This window comes from Pyxidicoccus sp. M15 (assembly GCF_056858435.1).
This window is the reverse complement of sequence record NZ_CM166495.1, coordinates 2,410,387-2,425,184: the sequence shown is the minus strand read 5'-3', so window position 1 is coordinate 2,425,184 and position 14,798 is coordinate 2,410,387. Positions and strand designations below refer to the sequence as shown.

The following is a 14,798-nucleotide window of genomic DNA, read 5'->3' as shown; positions in this document are numbered from 1 at the left end:
GCGGCAAGGCGCGGAGCCTCCGCAGCCCCCGCTCGGCCGCCCGGCAGGCTCCGTCGCGCGTCAGCCCTTGAAGGACTCTGGCGGCAGCTCCGTGGCGCGCCACAGGTACCAGCTCGCCACCGTGCGCCACGGGCGCCAGCGCTCGCCGTGCGCCAGGAGCTCCTTCGGGCGGGGCATCTGGGGCAGGCCATAGGCGAGCATGAAGCCCTTGCGCACGCCGTAGTCGTCCACGGGCAACACGTCCGGCCGGCCCAGCCGGAAGATGAGCAGCATCTCCACCGTCCACTGACCGATGCCGCGCACCTGCGTGAAGTGCTCGATGAGCGCCGCGTCGTCCATGCGCTTCACGCGCGCCAGCGGCGGCACCGTGCCGTCCAGCGACTTGCGGGCGAGGTCGCGCATGGCGGCGAGCTTGTTGGCGGACAGCCCCGCCTCGCGCAGCGCCTCGTCCGGCACGTCCATCAGGGCCTGGGGCGTGAAGCGCCGTCCCTCGCCCACGCGCTCACAGACGCGCGCGAAGATGGAGGCGGCCGCGCGGCCATGGAGCTGCTGGTAGACGATGGAGCGCGCCAGCGCGGCGAAGGGGCTGTGCAGCGGGCTGAGCTCCATGCGGAAGGGGCCCACCCGCTTCATCAGCGAGCCCAGCACCGGGTCCGCCCGCACCAGGGCGCGGCGGACCGCGGGGGTGTAGTCCTCGGGAAGGCGCGGGGCGGCGGGAGCGGGACGCGGCATGGAAGCGCATGCTGCCGCGCCAGCCGGCCCGCGCAACCCGTTTCCTGCCCGCGGCGGACTAAATCGGCGCCGCCTGGTCCGTCTGGGCGGGCACCTGCTCGCGAGGCTCGCCCTCCATCAGCTCCTCGAACTCCTGTTGCATCTGCAGGCCCAGGTCCTCCAGCTGCTCCTTGGAGAGGAGCTTGCGGACCTTCTTGAAGAGGTCGCTCTCCTCCTCCTCCACGTGGTGGTCCACCTGCTCCTGGAGCACCTGCATCTTCGCGTCGAACTCCTCGTCGGAGGGCTCCATCTCCAGCAGGTCCGCGATGAGGCGCTTGGCGGAGAGGTGCTCCTCGGCGGCCTCGCGCAGCAGGTCCTCGGTGTCCTCGGCCTTGGCCGCCGGATAGAAGTACTGCTCCTCGATGGCGGTGTGCGCGCTGAGGCGGTCGGCGATGGCCTCGAACAGCTCCTGCCGCTTCTCGTCGGCGTGGTCGGCCAGCTTCTCGTACTTCTTGAAGAGCTTCTTCACCTCGTCGTGCTGCTGCTTCAGAAGGTCGAGTGCGTTCATGGTCTCCAGCTCCAGGTCCAGGTTGAAGGTTGCATGGGGGCCCGTGTCAGCTCCGAGGAGGGGAGCGCTCTTCGCCGTCCAACATCCCTGGCCCAAACTAGGAATGAGACGCGTGTGCGATAAGCCGGCGCGTCGGCTCTTCATGCCTGCCTGCCTGCCCAGCTTCAGGGCCTTTGAGATGTGTACAAAGGGACAGTGGCTACCTTCGGATGTTGGCAAGTCACGTTGGCCGGGAAGCCTTTGTGGGGCGACCCGCACCACCGCGCTACAAGAGGGACGTGGGGGCCAGCACCCACCTCGCGTGCCGCGAGCCCAGGAGTCACACGGATGCCCGTGGAAAGAACGGCCGGAAGCACCAGCCTCGTCGACGTCCTGGACCGGATGCTGGACCGCGGTCTGCGCTGGGATGCGAATGCCCGTGCGACGTCGGGCCAGGCCACCGCGGCCTGGAGCGCGACGCGCATCGTGGTGACATTCATGGATGTCCGCATCGACGACACCCCTGCCCGAGGAGAGGCTCCCCGGGCCCCTTCCCCTGGAGCCTGACGCGTTGGCCTCCCCTGTTCCGCTGACCGCCTCCCACGTGCCCGATGCCGAGGCCCGCCTCGCCCTGGCGGAATCGCTGCTCGCCTGCGAAGCGGCCCGGCCGTGCGCGGAGGCCGTGGTGGAGTGGCTCGTGCGCCACACCCAGGCAGGCATGGCCGCATGCCTGGTGCGCGAGGAGACCGGGGACCGGCTGCAGTGCCTCGCGGCCCGGGGGCTCTCCGGGGCGCAGTGTGACGCGCTGGAGTGGGAGCCCGAGGGGGGCGGCCATCCGCTGGCGGAGGTGCTCGCCCACGCGGCGCCGCGCCATCTGCCGGCCGCGCGCGCGCCCCTGCCGGCGCTGGGCAATTGCTTCGCGGTGCCGCTCGGCCGCCCCGGAGTCGCCGCGGTGGGGCTGCTGCTGATTCCGGCGAGCGGGCCCACGCTGCCGCCCGAGGTGGCGTGGGTGGCCGCGCACGCGGGGCCCACGCTGGCGCGCCTGGCGCCCGCGGGACGGCGCCTGGAGGCCGGCACCGGGCTGCTCCGCCGCATCATCGACGCGGTGGCGGACCCGGTGCTGCTGACGGACCTGGACGGGCGGCCGCGCATCGCCAACGCGCGCGCGGAGGCGCTGCTGGTGGCCGGCCCCGAAGCGAGCCAGGGACGCCGCCGCGCGGTGGAGCTCAACCAGCGGGTGTTCTCCACCGCGCTGGCCAGCGGCTCCAGCGGCGGGGCCTCCGGCACGCGCCGGCGCGAGGTGCCGCTGGTGGACCCGGCGGAGGGCATGGACCTGCTCTTCGAGCTCATCAGCACGCCCGTGCACGCGCCCGACGGCCACGAGGCCATGGTGAGCGTGCTGCGCAACGTGACGGACCTGGGCCGCGCCACGCAGGCGCTGGGCGAGAGCTACCGCCGCCTGCGGGCCACCGAGCGCGAGGCGCGCAGCGAGCGCCACCGGTTGGACCGGGTGCTGGACTCGGTGGCGGACCCCATCATCCTGTCGGACCCGTCCGGCGGCACGGTGATGCTGAACGGCCCCGCGGAGAAGCTCTTCGCCCTGCCCCTGGACGGGGGCAAGGCCGCGCAGCGCCGCGTGCGCTCCAACGTGGCGACCTTCTCCTCGTTCCTCGCCAACCTGGTGGATGGCGGCGCGGCCCCGCGCTGGCGCGGCCAGCTGAGCCTGGCGGACCCGGCCACCGGCGCCACCATTCCCGTGGAGGCGGTGGCGAGCAAGGTGCTCGGGGACAACGGCGAGCTGACGGGCATCGTCACGCTGTTCCATGACCGCACCGAGGCCCTGGAGAAGGCGCGCCTGCTGGAGCGGGTGAAGGAGGTCTCCAGCCAGCTGGAGGCGCGGGTGCAGGTGGCCACCGCGGAACTGGCCGAGCAGAACGAGAAGCTGCGCCGGCAGGCGATTCAGCTGGAGCAGGCGAGCGCGGCCAAGTCGCAGTTCCTGGCCAACATGTCGCACGAGTTCCGCACGCCGCTCAACGCCATCCTCGGCTACACCAACATGCTGCTGCAGGGCGTGTCGGGAGAGCTGTCACCGGCGCAGAAGCGCAACCTCACGCGCATCGACTCGAACGGGCGCCACCTGCTGGAGGTCATCAACGAGATTCTCGACATCACCCGCATCGAGGCGGGGCGGATGCCGCTGCACCTGTCGGACTTCGCGATTCCGGAGCTGCTCCAGGAGGTGATGGCGGAGCTGGACCCCATCATCGCCCGCAGCAAGCTGGCGGTGAGCACGGAGCTGGTCACCCGCCTGCCCCCGGTGCACAGCGACCGGCAGAAGGTGAAGCAGATCGTCCTCAACCTGCTGTCCAACGCGCTGAAGTTCACCCACCAGGGCTCGGTGACGGTGCTGGCCGAGTACGTCACGGCGACGTCCACGCTCTCCATCTCCGTGCAGGACACGGGGATTGGCATCGACCCCGCGTACCAGGAAAAAATCTTCGAGGACTTCCAGCAGGTAGACAGTTCGCCGACGCGGGCCTATGGAGGGACGGGCCTGGGGCTGTCCATCTGCCGTCGACTGGCCACCATGCTCGGGGGGCGCGTCACCCTCCAGAGCGCTCCGGGCCAGGGCTCGACGTTCACCCTGCACTTTCCACGACGCGCGAGGCGCGCATGACCAATCCCTCTCCGACAACGAAGCCGCTCGTGCTGGTCGTCGACGACTACCAGGATGCGAGGGAGATGTACGCCGAGTACCTGGAGTTCTCGGGCTTCCGCGTGGCCGAGGCGAAGAACGGGCAGGAGGCGTTGGACAAGGCCTTCGAGCTGCGGCCGGACATCATCCTGATGGATTTGTCGCTGCCCATCATCGACGGGTGGGAGGCGACGCGGCGGCTGAAGAACGATGACCGCACGCGCACCATCCCCGTGGTGGCCCTCACCGGCCATGCGATGACGGGCCAGTCGGACGAGGCGAAGGGCGCAGGCTGCGACTCCTTCGTCACCAAGCCGTGCCTGCCGGACGCGCTGGTGGACGAGGTGCGCCGGGTGCTCGCCACGCGTGGAGGCGCCCGACCAGGGTGAGACGCGCGATGCCCCGGATGTCACGGACGCGAAAAGGCTCCACTCCCAAGGCACCGGGTGCCTCGGCTGGGGCGAAGACCTCCGAGCCAGCGCCGAAGAAGGCCCGGGCGAAGCGTCCCGCCCGGGTGAAGGCCCCGGCTGCGCCCGCGACGGTCATCGTGACGACCTCCTCGGAGGGCGCGCCGCTTCCTCCGGAAGCCTGGACGGAGGGTGCCCCCCCCGAGCCCATGGCCGCACGTCCCGAGCCGAAGCCACCGAGGGACGCGGGCCCGAGCCGCGCGGCCCGGGTGGAGCTGGAGGACGGCCCGCGGTACCTCTACGGCGTGGTGCGCGCGGTGGGCGACCTGGACTTCGGGCTCATCGGCCTGGGCGCGCCACCGGCCGACGTGCACGCGGTGCGCGAGGGAGACCTGGCGGCGCTGGTGTCCGTCGCGCCGGCACTGGTGGTGGACCCCACGCGGGCACACCTGCTCGTGCACCAGCGCGTCACCGAGGCCGTGCTGCGCGAGCACACGCTGCTGCCGGTGGCCTTCGGCACGGTGCTGCGCTCGGAGGCGCAGGTGCGGGAGCTGCTGCGCACCGCGCACGACGCGCTGTCCGACACGCTCACCGCGCTGGAGGACAAGGTCGAGCTGGGGCTGAAGGTCCTCTACCACCGGGAGCACCTGGCACGGCGGCTGGAGCTGGAGGACGCCACGCTGGGCCGCCGCGAGAACGAGTCCGAGGCCGAGCACGAGCAGCGCCTCAGCGTCGCCATCGAGGACCGCGTGGGGCGCGACATGGCCGCGCTGCTGGAGGGCCTGCGGCCGCTGTCCTTCGCGTCCCGCAACTCGGCCCCGGTGGGGGACAGGATGCTGCTCAACGCGGCCTTCCTGGTGGGCCGCGACTGGGTGGAGTCCTTCGAGGCGCGGGTGAAGTCCCTGGCGGCGCGCTGGGACACCTACGCCTTCCGCTTCACCGGCCCCTGGGCCCCCTACAGCTTCGTGGACCTGCGCCTGGGGCTGGCGCCGGAGCCCGACGCGGCGGCCTGAGGCGGGCCGCCGCGCGGGACGCTCACTTCCCCGCGGCCGACGACACCGGCGCGGACACCTTCGCCGCCTCGGCGGCCAGTGCGTCCACGCCCGCGTGCAGGCGCGTCCAGCCGGTGGTGTGCTCGGTGCGGGCGAAGAAGCCACCCTGCCCCTTCGCCACCGTCAGCTCGCCCACGGGCTTGCCGCCCTTGCGGTACTCCACGCGGAAGGCCACTTCCGGCTCGCCGCCCGGCGGCAGCTCACCCCGGCCGAGGAAGTCGAGCGGCAGCAGCCGCCACACCCGGTCATGCCAGTTGCGTGCGAATTCGTCCGGCCGGTCCGGCGACTCCTCCGGCGCCAGGGCCACCGCGCCGGGCGTCTTGCCGCTCGCGGTGAAGGTGCGCGACGTGCCCCCGGCGGTGATGACCACCGCGTCGAAGTCCCCCACGTCGAAGGTGTGCAGCCGTCGGTCCACGAGCCGGCTGGAGGCGTTCTCCAAATCGGGCAGCAGCGCCGGGCCCAGGAGGAACACGCGGCCGTCCTCCTCGCGGCGCAGGTACGGCGTGCCCCAGCCGCCCGGCGGTGAGGCCAGGGAGAAGAGCTGCGGCTTGCCCCCCACCGTCAGCGTCAGCTTGCGCGCGGTGCTGGCCAGCCCCACTTCCTCCAGCTTCTTCCCGTCCATCTCCCCCAGCGCGCGCAGGGCGCGCAGCGGTGCGAAGCGGGCGAACAGCTTCTCCGCCGTCTCGTTGGCGCGCAGCTCACGCGGAGGCTCCGTCGCCGCGGCCACCGGCGCCGTGCCCGCATCCGCGCGCAGGGCCACGGCCGTGCCCGCGTCGCCCGTGCTGGTGGTGGCCACCGCCGTGCCACCATCCGCGCCCGGACCGGCCACCGCCGTGCCGCCATCCGTCGCGCCCACCACCGGCGGCTTCGGCGGCTTGGAGCCCAGCCGCACCCACAGCCTGTCGCGGTCCTTCTCGTCGCGGAACAACTCCACGAAGCGCGTGTCGTCCTCGTAGCGCACGGCATCCAGCGCGCGCGCCGGGGCGTCCACCACCGTCACCTCGCCCGGAGCGCCCGTGGGCTCGCGCTGCCAGACGAAGAAGGCGGCCACGAGCGCCACGGCCGCGAGGCCCCCTTGCAGGGCCAGGTCCCGAACCTTCATCGCTCACCTCCCGCCGCCACCGCGGCCCGAGGAGCACGCCGGCCCCGCCGCCGCGTCTTCACGAAGCCCACCGCCAGCACCAGGGCCGGGCCCAGGAAGACGGTGGCGTAGAACCAGGCCACGTCCTGCTCCCGCGTGTGTTGGATGGGCACGTCCTCCTCGGTGGACACCGTGCCGGAGAGGGCCTCTTCTCCAGTGAGCCACTTCAGCGTGTCCACCGCGAGGTACGCGTTGCCCAGGTTGGTCAGCACGCCATCGCCCAGCGCATCCGCGTCCGCCATGACGACGGCGCGCGTCGGCACCTTGCCGTCCGGCGAGGGCTTCTCCACCGCCACCACCAGCGGCCACGAGCGCCGCAGCTCCCCCGCGTCCTGGGTGAAGTTGCCGTTGGCATCCGCGAACGTCGCGCCGTGCGCGCGCACGGAGATGTCGTGCAGGACGCCGTTGGGCAGCGGCTGGAGCGGGTCCATGGCGCCCGCGCCGGGGAAGGCCACCGGCGCCTGTCCCGCCAGCGCCGACAGCGCGGTGACGGACGGGTGCGAGGAGAAGCTCGCCGTGCCCAGGTTGCCCCGGTCGCTCTGCTGACGCGTGGTGCGGAAGTACACCTGGTCATTGGCCAGCGGCGTCTTGAGGTACTTCAACCCCAGCGGCGCCAGCACCTCCTGGAAGTCCGGCCCGTCCGGCTCCAGCGCCAGCCACAGCCGGCCGCCCCGGTTCGCGTACTCGTTCAGCGCCGTCAGCTCCTCGGGGAGGAACTCGCGCGTGGGGCCCACGACGACGACGGCGGCGGCGTCCTTCGGGATTTCAGCGCCCAGCCCCTCCGCCATGCCCAGTGAGCGCACGTCCACGTTCTGCGCGCGCAGCAATTCCTTGAGCTGAGACACGGCGGGACGGGGTGTCTCGCCCGGCACCGGCCGCGACTCGGCGCGCTCGCCGTGGCCCGCGGTGAAGTAGACGACCCGACGGGGCCGCGCCACCGCCAGCAACCGGCGTTGCACCTCCTGGTCCAGCCGCTGGAGCTGCCCACGCGCGCGGTCGATTTCGAGCCCCACCGTGAGCGGCTCCTTCCTGTCCCCGCGCGCGACGACGATGGTGCCGTTGTTGAAGACGCCCAATGCGCGCGCCCGTGCCGGGTCCACCGCCTGGTCCAGCCGCTCCACGTTGAGCAGCTGCGGGCTCTCCACCGCGAGGTCTCGGAAGTACTGCCCCACCGCCTCGCCCACCTCGTTCGCGGGCGGGAAGAAGAGCGTGACCTGGAGCGGCTCGTTGAGGCCGCGAATCACCTTGCGCGTGGAGTCGCCGGGCTTCGCGGTGCGGAAGTAAGACAGGTCCCACGTCACGTCCGCCTGCGTGGCGACGTACATGGTGGCGAAGGAGAAGACGGCGACGAAGGCCAGCCCCAGGCCGGAGTAGAGCGCGCTGCGGGCGCGGCCCGTCTCCATCACCGGCGCGCGGGCCATGGCCGAGGAGGCCGCTTCCACCAGCGCCAGCGGCAGCAGCGTGCACAAGAGCAGCGCCGGGAAGAGCGCCGCCAGCACCACCGCCAGCTTCGGCGCCTTCTGCGACAGCGGCCCGCCGAAGAGGGCCGCCCCCACGTCCGACTGGAGGAAGTAGAGCAGCAGCGCCACCAGGCCCACGCCGTACAGCCCCAGCACCTGGCCCTCCACCGTACGCCGGTCCGCCGCGGCCGAGCGCATGCGGGTGAAGCGCCACACCGCCGCGCCCACCGCCAGCGCCACGCCGAGCCCGGTGAGGACGGTGCGGCCCGTGCCCACGCCGAAAATCCGCTCGCCGATGAAGATGGCGAGCAACCCCACGACGTACGCCAGCGTCATGGGCAGCCCGCTGCCGACAGGACGCGTGCTCATCGCCACCTCCGGGCCTCGAGCACCCGGGTGGCCGCGAACAGCGCCACGTAGGTGACCACGAGGTAGTAGACGACGTCGCGCACGTGGACGAGCCCCGACTGGAACGGCGGGAAGTGCTGGTTCCACAGCGACATCGCGCTGAAGACGTCCGACAGCGGCTGCTCCGTGATTCGCGCCAGCAGCCAGCAGAGGATGAGGGCCACCAGCAGCACCGCGGACGTAATCGCCGCGAGCAGCTGGTTGCGCGCCAGCGCCGAGCCGAACGTCCCCACCGCCAGCGACGCGCTGCCCAGCAGCATCAGGCCCAGGTAGCCGGCCGCCACGTGCCCGAAGGACACCTTGCCGTGCACCATGACCAGCAGCGGCATGTACAGCGTGCACAGCACATACAGCCCGAGGAACGTCAGCCCCGCGAGGAACTTGCCCAGCACGATGTCCCTGTCGCGCAGCGGCGACGAGTACAGCAGCGGCAGCGTGCCCGTCTGCCGCTCCTCCGCGAGCAGGCGCATGGAGATGAACACCGACGCGACGATGGTGAAGCCGCTCGAGTAGTAGAAGAACTGCGACAGCACCTCGGCGGAGCGCTTGCTGGCGCCGCCCAGGGCGTACGCGTTGAAGAACAGGCCGTTCAACGCGAGGATGACCGCGATGACGACGTAGCCGCTGAGCGTGCGCAGGTAGCCGGCCAGCTCGCGGCGGGCAATCAGGAGCGCCTTCACGCCCGCACCTCCTGGCCGTGCGTCAGCCGCAGGAAGATGGACTCCAGCTGGCCCGCGCCCTGGTCCAGCCGCAAGAGCTCCAGGCCCGCGCCCACCACCGCCTGCGCCACGCGCGGCCGCTGGTCCGGCGAGGCGCGCACCGTCAGCGCGACGACGCCGTCCGCCACGCGGCCCACGTCCACCGCGCCAAACGCCTTCAGCACCTCCACCGCGCGCGCCCTGTCACCGCGCACCTCCACCTCGATGGAGCCCCCGCCGCCCATCTTCGTCCCCAGCTCCTCCTCCGTCCCCTGCGCCACCAGCGTCCCCTTGTGGATGATGAGGAGCCGGTCGCACGTCTGCGAAATCTCCGGGAGGATGTGGCTGGAGACGAGCACCGTGTGCGTGCCCTTGAGGCCGCGGATGACGTCGCGCATCTCGACAATCTGCCGCGGGTCCAGGCCGCTGGTGGGCTCGTCGAGGATGAGCAGCGCCGGCTTGTGCACCAGCGCCTGCGCCACGCCCACGCGCTGGCGGAAGCCGTGGCTGAGCGTGGAGATGAGCTCGCCGTCCACCTCGCGCAGCCCCGTCTTCTCCTCGGCCTCGCCCACGCGGGCGGCGGTGTCCCGGGCCGTCACGCCGCGCAGTTGCGCGACGTAGGCCAGGTACTCGCCCACCGTCATCTCCTCGTAGAGCGGCGGCACGTCCGGGAGGTAGCCGATGCGCTGGCGCACCTCGTGCGGGTTGTTCACCACGTCGTGGCCGTCGATGACGACGCGCCCGGCGGTGGGTAGCAGCACGCAGCCGAGAATCTTCAGCGTGGTCGACTTGCCCGCGCCATTGAGGCCCAGGAAGCCAATGACCTCGCCCTGGCCAATGGTGAAGGCCAGCTCGCGGATGGCCGCGTGCTCACCGTAGTACTTGGTCAGCCCTTCGACCTGAATCATCAGGGTGTCCTCTCCCCTTCGGAAGCGGCGTTTTTTCTGGCGCAGCCGTTGGGAAAGTCAAGCGACCAACGCGCTAGGAAAGGCGGTATTCCGGCCCCTCCGTCGTGCGGCCGAGCGTGAAGCGCAGGGCGCCTTCCAGGTCGGGCAGGAGGAAGGAGAAGCCGAGCCGCTCGGCGGCCGAAGGCAATACATGCGCCCCGCTCAGCACCGTCTCCTGCCCCATCTCCCCGAAGAGGGTGCGAATGAGGGGGGCGGGCACCGGGAAGAAGGCCGGCCGGCGCAGCACCCGGCCGAGCGTCCGGGCGAAGTCCACCTGTCGCACCGCGCCGGGCGCCACCGCGTTGATGGGGCCGCGCGCGGCTTCCGTGAAGACGGAGAAGTGAATGAGGCCGAGCACGTCCTCCAGCGACACCCAGCTGAACCACTGGCGTCCGGAGCCGACGGGGCCCCCGCCGCCCGCGTTGAAGGCGGGCACCATCTTCGCCAGGGCGCCCTCGCGCGCGTCCAGCACGGGGCCGATGCGCAGGTGCACCACGCGGATGCCGGCGGCCTCGGCCGGGGCGGTGGAGGCCTCCCAGGCCCGGCACACGTCGGCGAGGAAGCCGGTGCCCGGGGCGCTCTCCTCGGTGAGGGGCTCGTCCCCGCGGTCTCCGTAGATGCCTGCGCCGACGGCGCACACCAGCACCTTCGGCTTGCGCTTCATCCGCGCCAGGGCCTCGCACAGCGTGCGTGTGCCCTCGGTGCGGCTCTTGAGGATGACGTCCTTGTACTCGGGGGACCAGCGCTGGCCCGCGACGTTGGCGCCGGCCAGGTGAACCACCGCGTCCACGCCCTCCAGGGACTCCGTGTCGACCTGCCCCTTGTCGGGCGACCACGCCACCTCGCCCTTCGCGGCGTCCGCCTTCCCGCGCACCAGCCGCTTCACCCGGTGGCCGCCGGTGGTGAGGAAGGGCGTCAGCGACGAGCCCAGCAGGCCCGACGCGCCGGTGATGGCCACCGAGAGCGGCCCCTGGCCGGCAAAGGCCGCGTGTCGGCGCAGGTCCTCGCGGGTGATGCGGTGCCGATACGCGAACATGCGCGACAGCTTGTTGCGGGTGAAGCCATTGCCGAAGGCGCTGCCCAGCGGGCCCACGGGCAGGACGTACTCGATGGCATCCTGGAGGATGGAGGCCTTGGGGGACGCCGGGTCCGGCAGCATGCGGTGGGTGTGGACCCACTTCGAGAAGGGGCCCGACAGCTGCTCGTCCTGGAAGAGGGTGCCCTCCTCGTAGAGGGTGTGCTCGGCCACCCAGCGCTGGGAGATGGGGCCCAGCTTCATGCGGACGACGGCGCGGGAGCCCTGGCGGATGCCGTCGCCGGTGCGCTCCACCACCTCCACCCGCTCCCAGGGGGGTGTCAAACGCTCGAATGCTCCCTCGTGGGTGTGCCAGGTGAACAGCGCTGAGGCGGAGACTGGCATCTGGCTGCGCGCATCGAAGACGTGCGACTTGCCCATGTTCCCTCCCGGGGCGACAGTGCGACCGCGCATGCTTAATCCGGACTCAATCGAGCGCGCAGTGGATTTGCTGCGCCGCGGCGGTGTCGTCGCCCTGCCCACGGAGACGGTGTACGGCCTCGCGGCCAACGCCGAGGACGAGTTGGCCGTGCGCCGCGTCTTCGCCATCAAGGGCCGCCCCGCGACGCACCCGCTCATCGTCCACATCCCGGGTGTCGAGCACCTGTCGTCCTGGGCCCGGGAGGTACCGGACGCGGCGCTCCGGCTCGCCAGCGCGTTCTGGCCCGGTCCGCTGACGCTGGTGCTGCCGCGCACGTCGCGCGCGACGGATGCCGTCACCGGCGGGCAGGACACGGTGGCGCTGCGCGTGCCGAACCACCCGATGGCGCTCGCGGTGCTCCAGAAGCTCGGAGGCGGGCTGGCCGCGCCGAGCGCCAACCGCTTCGGCCGGGTGAGCCCCACCACGGCGGAGCACGTGTCTCGGGATTTGGGCGGCGACGTGGACCTCGTGCTGGATGGAGGCCCGTGCACGGTGGGCGTGGAGTCGACCATCGTGGACCTGAGCTCGGACGCGCCCGCGATTCTGCGCCCCGGAGGACTGGCGACCGAAGAGGTGGAGCGCGTGCTGGGGCAACACGTGCCAGTTCGCACGGAGTCCAAGGTGCGCGTGTCGGGCTCTCTGGCGTCGCACTACGCGCCGCGCGCGGGCGTGGTGCTGGTGGAGCCTCGCGAGGCGCTCGCACGTGTGCAGGCGCTGCGAAGCCAGGGCCAGCGCGTGGGCGTGCTGGGGCCCGCGAGCCTCTCGCTGCCGCCGGACGTCCCCCGCTTCGACGTGCCGGAAGACGCGGCAGGCGCCGCGCGCGTGCTGTATGCGCGGCTGCGCGAGGCGGATGAGCAGGGCCACGACGTGCTGGTGGCCTGTCTGCCCGAGGCGAGCGGCCTGGGCCTCGCGGTGCGAGACAGGCTGGCCCGGGCGGCCGCGCCACGCACCTGAGCCGCCGTTCCAGACCCCGGCCTGCGCGCCAGTCAGAGCCGCAACTGAAGGCGCACGCCACCGATGAGCCAGTAGTGAAGCGCTTCCTCGTTGACGTTCGAATACTCGCCCACCGTGAATGTCACGAAGGGTCCCAGCCACGCGCGCCCACCGAGGCGGAAGTCGAGGCCGCCCTGCACGTTGACGAGCTCCAAGCCCTTGAAGACGTGGCCGGTCCCCTGAGTCTCGAGGTCGATGACCGAAGGGGACTGGTCGGGCGCGAAGGCCTCGAACCCGACCCCGAGTCCCAGCCAGGGGCTCAGGGTGTCTGACACCGGCAGGTGGTAGCTCGCGTTGATGCCGAACCGCATCGCGCTCGCGAGGCAGCTCGAACCCCCGACGCAGTCGTCCGCGGGGAGCCCCACGGCATACTGGAAGGACGCCCCCACGTAGATGCGCGAGCTGAGGAAGTACCCCACGTCGAGTTGCACCGGGATGATGGCGGAGACGACCTTGCTCATCGGTACGTCCGAGTGACCGTCCCCGCCTTGCAGGAGGCCTCCTGGCAGACCGAAGCCGGCGCGCAGGCCGATGGCAACGCCTTGGCCCTGGGGCGCGGCCTCGGCGCGGGGCGCTCCTCCGATGGCGAGTGCAACGATGATGGCGCCAAGCATGGCGACTGCGCTGCGCATGGGTCTTCCTCTCGCGGTGATGGATGTGACTCACCGGCTCGACTTCGGCGAGCTCGGCCGACCCCGGTTCGCGCGCCGCCGTGCGGCTGCAAACCCGGTGCCCTCGCCGCGCGCACGGTCAACCGCGCACGGGAGATGCCGGGCCGTGCTTCATGGCGCCTCAGAATTTCGAGACCTCACGCCATGCTGGCCGTGGTCCGCGCGGAGCCCCCCCGAGGCGGGCGACGAGTCACGGACGACCGCGGCACTTCGCGGTTCAGACGCCGGCCAGTCTGCGGATGACCGACGCCCGCACACGCTGCTGAAGGCTCGGCTTGCCGAAGGTGAGGCTGCCGATATCCGTCGGCACGCGCCCCGTCAGCACGCGGTAACCCCCGTCCGTGACGAGCACGGTGTCCGAGTGCCGATACCCACCGACGCCCGGCACGTAGATACCGGGCTCGATGGAGATGAGCATGTTCCGCTCCAGCCGGTGCTCACTGCCCACGGCCACCCACGGCGGCTCGTGATTCCCCAACCCGAATCCATGCCCCGTGCGGTGCAGCCGCCGCGCCGGGTCGCCGAAGCCCTCACGCGTGAGGAACTCATTCACGGCCGCGTCGATGTCCGCCGCGAGCACGCCCGGACGCACCTTCTCGAACGCAACCCGCCGCGCCTCCAGCATCAGCGCGAAGAGCCGCGCCTGCTCCGCCGTGGGCCGCGCGGTGAAGAAGGTCCGCTCGCACTCGGCCGCGTAGCCGTTGACGCGCGTGAGCACCAGCGCGACGTGCGGCCCGCCCTCCAGCTTCATCGTCGCGCCGGGCACCGAGTGCGGCTCGCTGCTCAGCGGCGCGGGCCACGGCGCCGCGAGCACGTCGGTGGCCAGCGCGTCGAAGTGCGCCTCCTCCTGGATGATCTTCCGCCGCAGCGAGGTCGTCGTCATGTAGCCCTCGATGACGGTCGCCCCCTGGTACGCCGAGCGCAGAATCTGCTCCACGCCCCACATGGCGTAGTACGCGGCGCGTTCAATCCGGGCCACCTCGAAGTCCGACTTCACCATCCGCAGGGGCTCGAGCACCTCCAGCGAGTGCCCACCCGAGGCCACCAGCACCGCCGCCCGCTCATGCGGCGTGCTCGGCTCGAAGACGAAGCCGGGCCGGAGCAGCGCCAGCAGCGCGTCCTTCCACCCCTGCCCCGCCGGCGCGGGGAACTCCGCGTACGAAAGCACCTCCTGCTGCGAGCCCGGCCCCCATCCCTTGCGCAGGTGCTCCTGCTCCAGCCGTGGCACCACCAGGAAGCGCCGCGCCCGGGCCACGTCGACGACGAGGAAGAACGGCCGCTCCAGCGGCTCGGCCGTCGCTCCCGTGAGATAGAAGATGCTCTCGGTCGAGGTGAGCACCAGCTGTTCGAGCCCCCGCGTCTCCAGCTCGGCGATGAGCCGGTCATGCCGCCGCTGGAACTCCGCGCTTTCGGCCGCCGAGTAGACACGCTCCACGGTTCCTCCTCCCGGTACGCAAACCCTTCGGGACGGTACTTGAACAAGCCCCTCCGTGCCCCGCGCGATATGCGCCCGCGCCAGGCACGTTTCCTGGGATGCGCCGCGAGAAGCTCCCCCACCTGCGGCGCGGATGG

General features: G+C 71.8%; 14 protein-coding genes. 5 read left to right on the top strand and 9 right to left on the bottom strand.

The window, feature by feature from the left end:
• Positions 1-60 precede the first annotated feature (60 nt).
• On the bottom strand, positions 61-732 hold the full coding sequence (locus ACX9TP_RS09770; RefSeq protein WP_482979450.1) for a DNA-3-methyladenine glycosylase family protein: 672 nt from the start codon (positions 730-732) through the stop codon (positions 61-63).
• 58 nt (positions 733-790) lie between these two features.
• Complete coding sequence (locus ACX9TP_RS09765) at positions 791-1,279, bottom strand: hemerythrin domain-containing protein (RefSeq protein ID WP_482979449.1); 489 nt, start codon at positions 1,277-1,279, stop codon at positions 791-793.
• Between the two features lie 327 nt (positions 1,280-1,606).
• Between ACX9TP_RS09765 and ACX9TP_RS09760 the strand changes: the two genes are divergently transcribed.
• From ACX9TP_RS09760 to ACX9TP_RS09745, 4 genes are all read left to right on the top strand, one after another.
• Entirely contained in the window at positions 1,607-1,825 is a 219-nt protein-coding gene (locus ACX9TP_RS09760; RefSeq protein WP_482979448.1) for a hypothetical protein, read from the top strand.
• Between the two features lie 4 nt (positions 1,826-1,829).
• Positions 1,830-3,935 (top strand): PAS domain-containing sensor histidine kinase, encoded by a 2,106-nt coding sequence (locus ACX9TP_RS09755; protein ID WP_482979447.1) that lies wholly within the window; start codon positions 1,830-1,832, stop codon positions 3,933-3,935.
• Positions 3,932-4,342: a response regulator gene (locus ACX9TP_RS09750; RefSeq protein ID WP_164002033.1), complete on the top strand. Its 411-nt coding sequence runs from the start codon at positions 3,932-3,934 to the stop codon at positions 4,340-4,342. The genes ACX9TP_RS09755 and ACX9TP_RS09750 overlap by 4 nt, the downstream gene beginning before the upstream one ends.
• A gap of 227 nt (positions 4,343-4,569) precedes the next feature.
• Complete coding sequence (locus ACX9TP_RS09745; RefSeq protein WP_482979446.1) at positions 4,570-5,373, top strand: GvpL/GvpF family gas vesicle protein; 804 nt, start codon at positions 4,570-4,572, stop codon at positions 5,371-5,373.
• A 22-nt stretch (positions 5,374-5,395) separates the two neighbouring features.
• Here ACX9TP_RS09745 and ACX9TP_RS09740 read toward each other — a convergent pair whose 3' ends face one another.
• The 5 genes from ACX9TP_RS09740 to ACX9TP_RS09720 form a co-directional block, all read right to left on the bottom strand.
• Positions 5,396-6,514, bottom strand: coding sequence for a hypothetical protein (locus tag ACX9TP_RS09740; RefSeq protein WP_482979445.1), 1,119 nt, complete (start codon positions 6,512-6,514; stop codon positions 5,396-5,398).
• Positions 6,511-8,382 carry a Gldg family protein gene (locus tag ACX9TP_RS09735; protein WP_482979444.1) on the bottom strand — a complete coding sequence of 624 codons (1,872 nt, stop codon included), beginning with the start codon at positions 8,380-8,382 and terminating at the stop codon, positions 6,511-6,513. The genes ACX9TP_RS09740 and ACX9TP_RS09735 overlap by 4 nt, the downstream gene beginning before the upstream one ends.
• A complete protein-coding gene (locus ACX9TP_RS09730; RefSeq protein WP_482979443.1) occupies positions 8,379-9,101 on the bottom strand; it encodes an ABC transporter permease in 723 nt (240 codons plus the stop codon). Before ACX9TP_RS09730 ends, ACX9TP_RS09735 begins: the two co-directional genes overlap by 4 nt.
• Complete coding sequence (locus ACX9TP_RS09725) at positions 9,098-10,027, bottom strand: ABC transporter ATP-binding protein (RefSeq protein ID WP_482979442.1); 930 nt, start codon at positions 10,025-10,027, stop codon at positions 9,098-9,100. Before ACX9TP_RS09725 ends, ACX9TP_RS09730 begins: the two co-directional genes overlap by 4 nt.
• Before the next feature lie 73 nt (positions 10,028-10,100).
• Positions 10,101-11,522, bottom strand: a complete 1,422-nt coding sequence (locus ACX9TP_RS09720; RefSeq protein WP_482979441.1) for a TIGR01777 family oxidoreductase — start codon at positions 11,520-11,522, stop codon at positions 10,101-10,103.
• A gap of 31 nt (positions 11,523-11,553) precedes the next feature.
• Between ACX9TP_RS09720 and ACX9TP_RS09715 the strand changes: the two genes are divergently transcribed.
• Positions 11,554-12,516: an L-threonylcarbamoyladenylate synthase gene (locus tag ACX9TP_RS09715; protein WP_482979440.1), complete on the top strand. Its 963-nt coding sequence runs from the start codon at positions 11,554-11,556 to the stop codon at positions 12,514-12,516.
• 32 nt (positions 12,517-12,548) lie between these two features.
• Here ACX9TP_RS09715 and ACX9TP_RS09710 read toward each other — a convergent pair whose 3' ends face one another.
• Positions 12,549-13,187 carry a hypothetical protein gene (locus ACX9TP_RS09710; RefSeq protein WP_482979439.1) on the bottom strand — a complete coding sequence of 213 codons (639 nt, stop codon included), beginning with the start codon at positions 13,185-13,187 and terminating at the stop codon, positions 12,549-12,551.
• A gap of 256 nt (positions 13,188-13,443) precedes the next feature.
• Entirely contained in the window at positions 13,444-14,661 is a 1,218-nt protein-coding gene (locus tag ACX9TP_RS09705; RefSeq protein WP_482979438.1) for a M24 family metallopeptidase, read from the bottom strand.
• Positions 14,662-14,798: the final 137 nt, after the last annotated feature.

Coding starts and splice junctions, on each gene's coding strand:
- ACX9TP_RS09770 (WP_482979450.1), bottom strand. CDS start 732: ATGCCGCGTCCCGCTCCCGCCGCCCCGCGCCTTCCCGAGGACTACACC.
- ACX9TP_RS09765 (WP_482979449.1), bottom strand. CDS start 1,279: ATGAACGCACTCGACCTTCTGAAGCAGCAGCACGACGAGGTGAAGAAG.
- ACX9TP_RS09760 (WP_482979448.1), top strand. CDS start 1,607: ATGCCCGTGGAAAGAACGGCCGGAAGCACCAGCCTCGTCGACGTCCTG.
- ACX9TP_RS09750 (WP_164002033.1), top strand. CDS start 3,932: ATGACCAATCCCTCTCCGACAACGAAGCCGCTCGTGCTGGTCGTCGAC.
- ACX9TP_RS09745 (WP_482979446.1), top strand. CDS start 4,570: ATGGCCGCACGTCCCGAGCCGAAGCCACCGAGGGACGCGGGCCCGAGC.
- ACX9TP_RS09740 (WP_482979445.1), bottom strand. CDS start 6,514: ATGAAGGTTCGGGACCTGGCCCTGCAAGGGGGCCTCGCGGCCGTGGCG.
- ACX9TP_RS09735 (WP_482979444.1), bottom strand. CDS start 8,382: ATGAGCACGCGTCCTGTCGGCAGCGGGCTGCCCATGACGCTGGCGTAC.
- ACX9TP_RS09725 (WP_482979442.1), bottom strand. CDS start 10,027: ATGATTCAGGTCGAAGGGCTGACCAAGTACTACGGTGAGCACGCGGCC.
- ACX9TP_RS09720 (WP_482979441.1), bottom strand. CDS start 11,522: ATGGGCAAGTCGCACGTCTTCGATGCGCGCAGCCAGATGCCAGTCTCC.
- ACX9TP_RS09715 (WP_482979440.1), top strand. CDS start 11,554: ATGCTTAATCCGGACTCAATCGAGCGCGCAGTGGATTTGCTGCGCCGC.
- ACX9TP_RS09710 (WP_482979439.1), bottom strand. CDS start 13,187: ATGCGCAGCGCAGTCGCCATGCTTGGCGCCATCATCGTTGCACTCGCC.